Genomic DNA, 12,348 nt, shown 5'->3' on the forward strand with positions numbered 1-12,348 from the left:
TATGTTATTAAAAAGTACTACACTACTATTATAGTGTTAATTGCACGAGATGAGGTTACAAAAGCTTATTCTTTTAATTTAAACGTTTAAATTTATAGGTTCTACGGCAAACAAAATGTTTTAAAAAAAGGGAGCTTGATCAAAAATTTAATTTTGATCAAGCTCCCTAATACATATGAACATGCTCCACAAGTCAAATTTCAATCCGCCTAACTTCAAACCACCCATAGAAAATAATACGCTATGTTCGTAATTTCATGCTAGTCCTCAATTTCGACCGACTTATATCACACCGTCTCATTTTTATATTGGTATTAAAAAAAGTTATCACAACAACATTGTCATATTTTTCTCCATTGCGTAATATTCTAATCTATCAGAATCAATCAGTTTTGTGACTCCAGCGATAATGAAATTTATATAAAATAAATGGAGTTACAAAGACCAAGAAACAGGTCGCCAGTAGCAGCCATGTATACACACGCCGCATCTGCTGATCCATTCCGGCAGTTGGAAAAAAGGTAACAACAAAACCGAACGCTGATAATCCTAACCCAAAAAAGCCATATAGCAGCCGCATAAATTTATGTTTTGAAGCAAAATAAGTTCTATTCAGATCGGCATGCTTAAACTGTAAAACCAAATAGCTCACAAAAAGCAGCATATACATAAGTGTGTATTGGGCCACTGTTGAACTCATTGCCATATCAAATGCCAAATCAGCATTCTTTCCACCGGAAAAAGTAAATAGTGCTGCAGTGATAGAAACAATACTGCCTTGAAGCACCATCACTTTTGTTGGAACACCAAATTTATTTGTCTTGCCAAAACGGACCGGTAGGAAACCTTTTTTTGCAGCCTCAAACATTCCTTGATTTGGTCCTACAACCCAGCTGCTGATTTCTCCAATAGCACCGATAGCCAACATGAGTCCAATCATCTTTTCAAAGTAAACAGGTGTGAATCCAATATGTTTAACCAGTTCTCCGTATGCATAAACAATTCCTGTGCTAAGATGAATACGATCATTTGGAACTGTCATTGCAATTGACATACTGCCCACTATATCCGAAACAATTGCTGCTATCGACAATGCTAACATCACAGTTGGATATGAGCTGGTCTTTTTCAAATCTTTAACATGTGCAGCCGATCCTTCTGCACCGGCAAAAGCCAGCATAAACGGGACAAAACCTACTAGGACCGTACCGTTGAAGCTGTGCGGAATCACAGTTTTCCATGAAACATGGACATACACCGGATTACCATGAACTAAATATGCAACAAACAATACCAGTAAAAAAATTACCGGCAAGATAACCCCTAGAGAAAAGCACCACTGTGCAATCTTACCCGAACGTTTTGTACCATGTTGCTGACATAAAATAATTGTCCATAAAATAATCATCATCAAAACAAATCTTACCAATGGATTATTATTTAAAAGCGGCAAATCAAAAACCATCGAAAGACAACCGATGATAAAATACATCATCGCATCCATTCCGACAGTAATATGAATCCACTGATAAAACAAGGCTGCCCATCCGGATTTTTCCCCCAGCATATTACTTGTCCATGTGAAGACACCGCCTTTACTCCATCCATTAATGGATGCCATTTCTCCAGCCGCTCTGGTGACAGGTGTGAACCAAAAAATTCCTGCCAAAAAGAGGAAAAATAGTGCTGTTGGTCCTTCTTTAGCAAATGGAGCAAAACCATAAACAGTCATCACCATAGAAGCCGTCATCGCAAAGAGTTGCCAACTATTTAACTCATTAAACTTCTGTAACCTATTCTCTTTCATATATGTATTATAAATCCTTCCTGCTTTGACAAAGCTGTGTAACAAAAAATACCACATATAAGTATACGCTTCATGGCTTTGACAAATCAATGCTGCAAATATTTTATATTCAAAATACATTTCAATTATCTTTAACCGCAAATAAATAACCTGAACACGATAGTCAGCAAAATTCTGAAGATACGTTAGTGAAGGATGCCTTAAGTTAAACATAAATTACTACAAACATTACGTTCTCAACTTCTTATCACTTAATTATCTGTTTTGACTTAAATATTTTTATATCTATCGCCTTCCCTCAAAAAAATATATAATAAACTTTGTAGTCTCAAATGATTTAATAAAAGAAGGAAAAACTGTAATGAAGAAAAAAATTTTTTATGCCTTATTTTTTGAAATATTGTTAGTACTATTCTCATCTGAACAAGTGACATATGCTCAAAAAGTTAGGCCTACTAATAATCAGCTCCACCAAGCTGTTAGAAAAATGTCACTTGCTAAAAAGATTGGTCAGATGTACATAACTCCCAGTCCTGTAGACGTTTCTAAAACTAACAATGACATCAGCAAATATCAACTGGGTGGATTAGTCTTATTCGGAAATGATTTCAAGAATCAGAATGCTGCTCAGCTCAAGCAAAAGCTTACTTCTTTTCAAAGCTCTGCGAAAATTCCCTTGTTTATCGCAACGGATCAAGAAGGTGGGACAGTTTCACGTTTAAGTACTGATCCTCAACTGACAAACAGCAGATACTTTCCTTCACCTCAGGAAACGTACAATCAACAAGGACTTGCCGTAACCATTGCTGAAGCCTCAAAAACAGCCAAAATTATGCATAACCTTGGAATCAATTGGAACTTTGCTCCTGTCGCAGACGTTTCAAATGATCCAAAAAGCTTTATTTACCCGCGGACGTTAGGACAAAATTATCAAACAACTGCTACTTATATCTCAAAAGTGGTTCCTGCAATTCAGAAACAGCATGTTGTAGCAAGTTTGAAACACTTTCCTGGTTATGGTTCTGCTGCTGACACACATACTGGTTTTGCCAGTACTGACCGTTCGCTTGCTGATTTTCAAAAAAATGATTTTCTTCCTTTTGAAGCAGGTATCAAAAAAAATGTTTCGACTGTGCTAGTCGCACATGTCGTTATGAAGAGCGTTGACAGTCAATTGCCCGCTTCTTTGTCTCCAAAAGTTCATCAGCTTTTACGTAAAAAGCTTAAATTTAAAGGTGTAATCATTACAGATGATTTAGGTATGGGGGCTATTACAAAATACAGTCAGGAACATAAAGTTACACCGGATGTTCTTGCGGTTAAGGCCGGAAATGATGCTTTGCTCAGCAACAACTATGTGCAAGGAATACCTGCAATCGAACAAGCTGTGCGCGCTGGCAGTATCAAAGAAAAACAAATTAATGCGTCCGTTTACCGCATCTTAAAAATAAAACGTAATTTAGGCCTCTTAAAAATTCAACAGCTCAAATAAAAATGTTTTTTATATATAGTACGCAAAAGTATGAAACTATATTCCAACAAGAGTTGGTCATAGTCTCATGCTTTTTTTTTTAAAATATTTAATTGGTATTTATTATTTTCATGATGTAATTCATGTAAATCAGATCCCTGCTCTTAGCGAAGCAGCACAGTTGGGTTTTTTCATATATCGTAAAAATTGCGAAAAGTATTTTAAAACATTGTAAATTTTCTTCAATATTAAAAAATAATAAGTTGGCTCTATATTTTTTGCTTTCAAATACGCCGGTTCCAAAAAGCATTCAAGTACTTACTTGCTTTAATGGAGACAAGCGTGTATGCTAATAATGTTATTTTAATCCCATGATGGTTTTGTTATGCATTGTTCAAATGTATAACATTTTGTATTCTAAACCATCATAATTTTTCCTGAGGAGTACTTGAATCGTTATGCTACGTTATTTTCGTTCACATAAACAACAGCAATTATTTCTTCTAGCCTTCCTGTTGCCATTTTTAATCATAATGGTTCTTTTTATGTCCCAGCAGGTCACACCTTGGGGAAATCACAATTTACTTTTTAGTGACGTTGGTACACAGTACAATATTTTTCTGACAAGTTTGCGTCATGATGTACTGCACCATACTTTTAGTCAATACTCTTATTACTTGGGCTTAGGTAGCAATACGCTGCCAACATATGCTTATTATCTAATGAGCCCTCTGAATCTGATCGTAATCTTCTTCCCAGCATCTCAGATTCCGACCGCTTTGACCTGGATCGTGACTCTAAAGATCAGTTTAAGCGGATTGACAATGGCAATCTTTCTTTCGACTACCTCTTTTCGAAATAAAAAAAACATAATAATTCTACTTTTTTCGACTGCTTATGCAGTTTCTAGTTGGGTCGCATCCGTATACTACACACTAATGTGGTTAGACGCACTTCTTTTGTTGCCGATAGTTTGTGTCGGACTTGACCTTTTAATTCATAAACATACCTCAAAACTATATTTCATTTCCTTGTTAGCAGCAATTGTTACTAACTACTATATGGGATACATGACATGCCTCTTCGCCGTAATTTATTTCTTTTATCAATTTTCAGGTCTTCAAGAAAACAACGAACATTTTCTAACTTTTATTAAACAAGAAACAAAACTAATTTTCCACTTTGTTTTAATCTCGCTCTTGGCAGTCCTTTCAAGCATGTCAATCCTGCTGCCAGCTTCTTTAGGAATGTTGGCGACAGACAAGGCCGCTCTTAATTGGTCAAATTATAGCCTGCTCCCTGCTTTTGGGCTTGGTAGTTTGAATCAATTAGGCTTAGGCGCCAACAATTATATTTCGCGTTTAAATCACGGACCTGCCCTTTTTACCGGCAGTTGTGTTTTCTTATTGATAGTTGCGTTTTTCTTTAATCAAAATGTCCCTTCCAACGAAAAAAAGCGCACCGCTGCGACACTGCTTGTTTTATTTCTATGCATGTGGATCAATTGCTTTAATACTATATGGCATTTGTTTCAGCACCCAGCTGGATTTCCCTTTCGAAATGCCCTATTTTTCACTTTTTTTGCAGTCTGCACAGCTTATCGTTCAATCCAATACAAACCTTGGCACTTCTTAACTGTTTCCCAAAAATTTTGGACACTTTTCATCCCACTTGCAAGTTTTTGTATCGGTTTCATTTGGAAGAATGTTTTAAAATTCAATTCAAATCAGTCATTCTCAAAGTTGCTTTCACAAGCCGGACTGCCATCAGTGAAAATTTGGATGTCTTTTATATTAAGCATTTGTTTCTATGCTATGAGCTGGTTTTTACTCTTCAAACTACCACTCTCGAAAAATGTGAAATTACTTTTAATCGCTCTGACGTGTGCAGAATTGATGATCAACTTTGGATTGAGTATGTTTGGAACTCCCTATGGTAACCAAAAAAATTATGCTTCAAATTATCAATTCAAACAGAAACAGATTACAAATTTGAAACATAATAGTTATTTTCATCATCAGGGACGGACCGTAGTTAAAGATACGTCCTTTCAAAATGCCTACAATGAGAAATACAACTGTTACAACGATGCGCTTCTCTTCCGTTATTTTGGCATTAGTATGTATAGTTCGACTTTGAATAAAGCAACACGCCAAGATTTGGAGTCATTGGGATATCTGAGCGTTAATCCGCGTCGGATAAGCTTTGTTGGCGGCACTGAACTAACACAGAGTTTGTTGGGTGTTCAAAATGAACTGGATCTGAATAAAAATGATGCTCAATTGAAAATAAATACAAGTTATTTTGGTTTGGGAGCCGCCATCGATCAGAAAATACTTGGGCTCAAATTACCACAGCGTCAAGCTCTTAAAAACCAGGAAACGATTCTGCAACATCTTGTACCTGCTCAAAAACATTATTTTAAAAAGGTGGACTTGCTAAAAGTTCATAATCACAAAAAAAATACTTCTAGAAAGTTTATTCATCGAATTACTTTACGCACAACAGTTGCCGGACCATTATATTATTACTCTCAAGATGCATCTGCCGAATTGCGAACTTTACGAATCAACAATCGTTCAAAAAAACCTACTGTTGACAACCAAGGACAGCGTATGATTTGCCCGCTCGGAAACTATCCCAAAGGTCAAATAATTCACCTCTCACTTGCTACGAGCTCTAGGAACTGGGATAAAGCACAGCAGCTATTTAGTTTAAATGCCAAGCAATTTGACAAAGCCATGAACAAAACATATGAACGACGATTTCATCTGCATCAAATCAATGGAAACTGTTTGTGTGGAACTATTGACGGTACATCTAGCAAGCAACATCTTTTCTTATCTATTCCGTATGAAAAGGGATGGCATGCAAAAGTCAATCATCATTCCGTCAAAGTTCAGAAAGGTTTGCGTGGGTTTGTTATTTTGCCAATTAATAAGGGAAGAAATTATGTCGAACTGCATTACCACTCACCTGGTCTCATCAGCGGACTCTTTCTTTCATGCGTTGGACTTTTGCTGTACGTCATTTTTTTGTTCTATGAGCAGAAGTACTTTTACAAATAAAAAACAACTAGAACTAAGGGGGAGATTTAATGATTACAACCAATGTTTTATCTCAGAATGGTAGATTTCAAGCAACATTTAAACGTGTTGAGCAGAAATATCTTCTAACATCTGCTCAGTATCAATCACTTATGGAAAAACTAGAAACAACACTTCAAGTCGATCAATACGGCAGTCAAACTATCCGTTCGATTTACTACGACACACAAGACTACTTTTTTGCCCGCAAACAGCTGACTAAACAAAGCTTTCGAGAAAAGCTACGCCTGCGGACTTATGGACAGGCAACATTAGAATCTCCGGCTTACATTGAGCTCAAAAAAAAGTTAAGCGGCATAACTTATAAGAGACGCATCAGTAGTTCTAAATTGTCCGCTGTCAATTACATGAAGCAGCAGACAAATTTACCGCAAGTTTGTCAAGATCAACCCGGTTTCTCTGAGATAACAACATTTGTTGAACAATGGCCTTTAGTTAACGAGACTGAAATTGCTTATGAACGAACCGCATGCTTCGGAATACTAGATCCCTCCATTCGTGTGACTTTTGATGAAAATATCCGTTGGAAAAAAGTTACCTCAGACAATAAGTATCATTTTTTACTTGAACCTGGAACTGTCGTTATGGAAATCAAAGTTATGAATGCAATTCCTTATCCCTGGAGCAAAATTTTTTCACAACTTGAATTACGTCCGCGTCCCTTTTCAAAGTATGGGATGGCATACAAGTATGGTTTAATCAAGGAGGACTCTCAATATGCTCATTAGCTACTTAGGAACAAAGCACCATCTGGTAACTTTTCAACAGATTGTTGTCACTATAATAGTAACCCTTCTTTTGGGACTTTTAATCGCTCTCGTACACATGTACAAAAATGATTATTCAAAAAATTTTATTTTTACAGTTGCATTGTTACCTACGATGGTTCAATCAGTCATTATGATTGTCCATGGCAATCTTGGAGCCGGCATAACTGTTGCTGGTGCATTTAGTTTAGTTCGTTTTAGATCTGCGCCAGGCAATGCTAGAGAAATGGCAACTATCTTCTTTGCAATGACAGTTGGTTTAGCAACAGGGCGTGGATACCTACTATACGCAACTTTTTTCACCATTGTTGTATCTTTAAGCATGCTACTGTACACTTTTATCAATTTCGGCAGTGCGAAACAAAATATGCGTCTACTAAGGATCACATTTCCTGAGTCACTTGATTATCAAAGTGCGTTTAGTAGTGTTTTCGAAAAATATACGCAATCTACCCAACTTGATGCTGTTAAAACTGTCAATTTAGGAACTTTATTTGAAGCTCGTTACCGTATTGAGTTAAAAAAAGAAGTTAATGAAAAATATTTTCTTGATGAACTGCGTCAACTTAATGATAACTTAGAAATTATTTTAACAAATGACAATTTCGATCGTCATGTTTCACTTTAGAAATTTCAAAATGAGGATAACGTAATGAAAAATAAACACATACCACACTGGTTAATTTTTACACTTGTTTCGCTTACACTTTTGGTAATCTGTTACTGTCTCTATTCTCAGCAAGATCGACAGTTGCCTCAATCTGCTTCCAGCACTGTCGATTTGCCAACAGTCAAACTAACTGGTCCTCTCACTAACCTTGAAGCACATCAAAAGAAAGTTATCAAGTTTCGTTTAAAGAAGGCAAATGGCAAAAAAGTCAAAGCTTACGCAAAAATACGTCTTCAAGGCCAGCATAGTTTAAAATTTCCAGAAAAAAACTATGCTGTAACTCTTTACTCTGGTTCCAAGTGCAAGCATAAACTTTCTGTAAAACTGCAATCTGGCTGGAGAAAAAGTTCGAAATATGTTTTAAAAGCTAACTATACTGATTCGACAAGTGCCCGCAACCTTGTAAGTGCCGATTTATGGTCCGACTTCGTTCGTTTCGACTCGAATCATCCATCACAATTGAAAAGTAAAAATAATTTTGGCGCTGTTCAGGGATTTCCTGTGACACTTAAAATTAACGGGGATTACCATGGCCTATACACATTGACAACAGCTAAAGGCCGCAAACTTTGGGGAATGTCTAAAAAGGATTCATCAAACATCGCAATACGATCTAATGGTTATTCCCGAAACACACTTTTTTATCAATCAGTGGCCAAATTTGATGAAAAAAATTGGCAGTCACTGAGTCCATCTAAACTTTCTGATCAACAACAAAAAAGTGTGAATCGATTTGTCAGCTTCATTTCAAATTCTTCTGTTGCACAGTTCAAACAAAATGCCCATCGGTATCTGAATATTCCAATGCTGATCAACTATTATATTTTTACTAATTTAACTCATAATCAGGACGGTGCCGGTCGAAATATGATTTATCTGACAAATGATAACCAACACTGGTACCCCATTGCCTATGATTTAGATGCGACATGGGGCCTCTATGAAAATGGGAAAATACTTTATCCATCCGCCAGACAAGTTCGCTATAATTATCCTAACGGCGGCGATTTAAGGAGCGGAGAAGGAAATCGTCTGCTGCAGCTGGTAGCTGAATCTTTCCCACAGGAAATTCAAGCTCGTTGGCATTTTTTACGCAAAGATATTGTTACAACTAACAGGATCAACAATAAATTTAAAAATGCCATGTTAGCTGTAGGTGAAAATAATTATCAGGACAATTTCAAAGTTAATTCAAATATCCCTTCTAAAAAAATAACTAACCTGGAGCAGCTAAACAAAGCCGTCAAACGCCAAATTAGTGAAAATGATCAGTTATTCAACAACTTTACCAAAAATGTTCATCAAATTGATTTCAACTATACGGCACCTCTCACTAAATAAATTTAATGAATGAAAGAAGTCATCTTGCATATGCTTGTACAATTTTTAAAAAAAGAAAAATTTCGGTGGCTTAAACTAAGTCTTCTTTATCTAATACTTAGTTTTTTACTTACGTTTCCTCTGCTAACAACACCTGGTTTTTTCGGTGGATGGGATCAAAGTTTTCATTTAAATAGGATTGTAGATCTTACAGCTAACTTACGTCATTTACACCCTATCTCCTTTATCAATACCACTGCTTTTTCTCAAATTGGATTAGCCGTGAATACATTTTATCCTTATTTAACATTGTTACCTTTTGCAATACTGCATCTTATAATCCCCAACCTTACACTGAGTGTCAATCTTGGCTTAACAGCGCTGCTGTTTACCAATTTTGTCTGTGCACATATTGCCATGACACGTTTTACAAAATTAGCATATCAGGATAATTCCGTAAACAGACCGATTATTTTTGCAATTGCATACGGTCTAAGCGGCTATTATATTTTTAACCTGATTGTTCGTTTTGATTTAGGCGAATGTCTTGTTATGATAATCCTACCTATTTTTGCAGTAGGTCTGTATGATATTCTTTTAGGAGACTGGCAGCGCTGGTATTGGTTTGTTTTTTCAGCAACCACCATTGCCTACAGTCACTTGCTCTCAACTGTTATTATTGCTTTTATAACAGTAATAATTGTTTTATGTTCTTTTTTTAAAATGGACCATCGTCGTCAACGTCTGCTGACTCTATGCAAGTCTTCTTTATTTATCTTAATCAACACGCTCTTTTTACTTATACCACTTATTACAACTGCATCCAAAGTCGATGTAACGTCACCCAAACTAGGTTCACTAAGCAAGCAAGCTATGTCTGGTTTTTCAGCGTTTGTTTTAAGCACCGGCAACGTTATTAACCCAAAAGAAGCAACTCATGGGGTCAACCTGGGAATTATTATTTTAGCATCTATTTTGATCTGCACAATTTGCTTTAAACGCTTGAGTAAGTTTGGAAAAAAAATGTATGTTTGCGGAATGTTTGCTTTTTTCCTTTGTACATTTTTTTTCCCATGGAAGTTATTCGATCATACACCAATTAGAATACTTCAGCATCCTTGGCGACTGTTGATTTTTGTCAATTTGTTTATGGCAGGATGTCTGAGTGACTACCTCACTCAATTAAATAAACGAACTTGGCAGATAGTTAGTCTGATATTGATGATTACCGTCACATTCTCAACCATTTTTATTTATACATCCCGCACTGAGCTTAAATATCCGACTAGCCGGCTTGAAAAACTTACAATGCAGACAAAATATATGGATTATGAACCAGTTAAAAGCCATTCGTATTTAAGTAAAATCGAAAAACATCAAGGTACTATCGACGGTCGAAAATATGTTTTCAATAAAAGAACCCCTCTGCCTGACGGTATGCTCTATCATATACCTTTGGCTTCACACGAACAAAAACTGGATGTTCCTTTCCTAGACTATGGTAACTTGACAGTCTCTGCGCAAAACATAAGGTTGCCGAGTCATGTTTCTAAACGCGGTACCCTCTGCTTTTCTCTGCCGGCCAACAGTGATAGTATTTCTATTCATTATCAAACTCCAGTTAGTTTTAAAATAGCTGCCGCTATATCTTTTTCCGGAATTTTGTTTTATTTCTATCTTTGGTTCAAATTTAGAATAAAGGAATGATCAATGACCTACACCATTAATACAGCAGCCGGTTCATTCTCTATTCCATAAAATTCAAAAAAGCGCCGTAACTTAAGATCATAAAGTGCGGCGCTTTTTTATACAATTCCATTTTGTTTTACCGAACCAACAGGGAAGCTTTTAAATGCACTCGGTCTTTCTACAACAAAAGCTGTTGCTTATCAGTCCGATGAAATCGCCAGTTTTCAATTTTAAAATCTTTTGAGATATAAAAGCTGAATATATACTAAAAAGCTCCAGCCATTTCTAGCTGAAGCCTATCAGTTGAATACGCTCAAGAATAATAAATTCTCAAGCAGTCATATACTAACAAATATCATCACTTTTGTTAAAAATAAAATCTCTGATATGCTAAAATTTTAAGAATCCTTATAATTTTGCAGACTTTACTTTCACCACCCCTATCCAAAACTAACGGAAAAACCTAAGCAGAAAAAATACCTAAATAATGCAATTAAATTTGAAACTATGAAAGTAAATTACAGCGTATTTAAGCAAAACGGATAAAAAAGTGTTAAATATTTTGTAAAAAACTTACTTCGTTATATATTTATGTTGAGGAGGTGTTATCCATCATGGGGATTAATGTCAATTGTGTGCGTGATGTACTAAAAATTGTCGCTGACAAACCATTTGGTCAATATGTTAACAGTAGCAATCTCGGTCTCGACAAGACATATTCTAAAAAAGTAATAGAGTCGACAGTCCAATCCTTATATGAAAGTAACCTTATCAAAGTTGAGAACGAATATCTTTTAAATGATGATCTAGACTACTCAATCGGTGAACTTACAAGAGCAGGGTGCCAGCTATTGACTCAATTGAAAAGCGATGCCTGTTTCAAAAATATTAAAGAGTCCGCTAATCAATACAATGAACGTCAAGTCACTATCAGAACACTTCAACGTTTGGCTGCCAAGTACAACGCACCACGCTAAGCAACCTGTAAGAAATGATTAAGTTACTATCATCAACATTCTAGCAACCACCCGCTAACAATCTTATCACCCTTTTCACGATAAACAAACGCGTGCAACAACATTCACTACACAGCAATAGTGCTCTTTTAAAAGAATTCCCTTTTTTAAGATTTGTTATCCTGGGTCAGTTCCGATTTCATAACTATCTTTGAATCGGAATCTTTTTTGTAAGTAAATATCTCCTGAAATAAATCTCTGCCAGAAAAAACAGCTTACTTAACACATATCACTTTCAGGAGCGTTGAAAATATCAAGTTGCGTGATATCCGGAGCATCGCAGGTCACAGAGTTACACCTTATAATCTATGCATATTGCAAATTTTTATATTCATGGACCTCATTCAGCTAAATTTTTTCAAATTCATCATTTAATAAATATTTGAAGCTTGCAGGTAATCGAAGAAAACGACCATTAAAATGCGTCAATTCGTATAACGTAAGTAAAAAAGAGGCTGTGACATAACTAGCCTCTGTATAAGCAAATAGGACGAGAAACCG

The 12,348-nt window shown here is 36.0% G+C and carries 8 protein-coding genes; 7 read left to right on the forward strand and 1 reads right to left on the reverse strand.

Going from position 1 to position 12,348, the window contains the following annotated elements:
- Positions 1-382: 382 nt before the first annotated feature.
- Positions 383-1,807, reverse strand: a complete 1,425-nt coding sequence (locus FD20_RS03465; protein ID WP_057736208.1) for an APC family permease — start codon at positions 1,805-1,807, stop codon at positions 383-385.
- Positions 1,808-2,168: 361 nt separating this feature from the next.
- Between FD20_RS03465 and FD20_RS03470 the strand changes: the two genes are divergently transcribed.
- The 7 genes from FD20_RS03470 (at position 2,169) to FD20_RS03500 (ending at position 11,808) form a co-directional block, all read left to right on the forward strand.
- On the forward strand, positions 2,169-3,299 hold the full coding sequence (locus FD20_RS03470; RefSeq protein WP_057736190.1) for a glycoside hydrolase family 3 N-terminal domain-containing protein: 1,131 nt from the start codon (positions 2,169-2,171) through the stop codon (positions 3,297-3,299).
- 437 nt (positions 3,300-3,736) lie between these two features.
- On the forward strand, positions 3,737-6,346 hold the full coding sequence (locus tag FD20_RS03475) for a YfhO family protein (protein ID WP_057736191.1): 2,610 nt from the start codon (positions 3,737-3,739) through the stop codon (positions 6,344-6,346).
- 29 nt (positions 6,347-6,375) lie between these two features.
- Complete coding sequence (locus FD20_RS03480; protein ID WP_057736192.1) at positions 6,376-7,113, forward strand: polyphosphate polymerase domain-containing protein; 738 nt, start codon at positions 6,376-6,378, stop codon at positions 7,111-7,113.
- Positions 7,103-7,780 (forward strand): DUF4956 domain-containing protein, encoded by a 678-nt coding sequence (locus tag FD20_RS03485; RefSeq protein WP_057736193.1) that lies wholly within the window; start codon positions 7,103-7,105, stop codon positions 7,778-7,780. The genes FD20_RS03480 and FD20_RS03485 overlap by 11 nt, the downstream gene beginning before the upstream one ends.
- A 24-nt stretch (positions 7,781-7,804) precedes the next feature.
- Positions 7,805-9,163 (forward strand): CotH kinase family protein, encoded by a 1,359-nt coding sequence (locus FD20_RS03490; protein WP_057736194.1) that lies wholly within the window; start codon positions 7,805-7,807, stop codon positions 9,161-9,163.
- A gap of 9 nt (positions 9,164-9,172) precedes the next feature.
- A complete protein-coding gene (locus FD20_RS03495) occupies positions 9,173-10,849 on the forward strand; it encodes a glycosyltransferase family protein (protein WP_235807698.1) in 1,677 nt (558 codons plus the stop codon).
- 596 nt (positions 10,850-11,445) lie between these two features.
- On the forward strand, positions 11,446-11,808 hold the full coding sequence (locus FD20_RS03500) for a DUF2513 domain-containing protein (protein ID WP_057736196.1): 363 nt from the start codon (positions 11,446-11,448) through the stop codon (positions 11,806-11,808).
- Positions 11,809-12,348 lie beyond the last annotated feature (540 nt).

The organism is Liquorilactobacillus uvarum DSM 19971 (genome assembly GCF_001434935.1).
Lineage (GTDB): Bacteria > Bacillota > Bacilli > Lactobacillales > Lactobacillaceae > Liquorilactobacillus > Liquorilactobacillus uvarum.

Coding starts and splice junctions, on each gene's coding strand:
- FD20_RS03465 (WP_057736208.1), bottom strand. CDS start 1,807: ATGAAAGAGAATAGGTTACAGAAGTTTAATGAGTTAAATAGTTGGCAA.
- FD20_RS03470 (WP_057736190.1), top strand. CDS start 2,169: ATGAAGAAAAAAATTTTTTATGCCTTATTTTTTGAAATATTGTTAGTA.
- FD20_RS03500 (WP_057736196.1), top strand. CDS start 11,446: ATGGGGATTAATGTCAATTGTGTGCGTGATGTACTAAAAATTGTCGCT.
- FD20_RS03475 (WP_057736191.1), top strand. CDS start 3,737: ATGCTACGTTATTTTCGTTCACATAAACAACAGCAATTATTTCTTCTA.
- FD20_RS03480 (WP_057736192.1), top strand. CDS start 6,376: ATGATTACAACCAATGTTTTATCTCAGAATGGTAGATTTCAAGCAACA.
- FD20_RS03485 (WP_057736193.1), top strand. CDS start 7,103: ATGCTCATTAGCTACTTAGGAACAAAGCACCATCTGGTAACTTTTCAA.
- FD20_RS03495 (WP_235807698.1), top strand. CDS start 9,173: ATGAAAGAAGTCATCTTGCATATGCTTGTACAATTTTTAAAAAAAGAA.
- FD20_RS03490 (WP_057736194.1), top strand. CDS start 7,805: ATGAAAAATAAACACATACCACACTGGTTAATTTTTACACTTGTTTCG.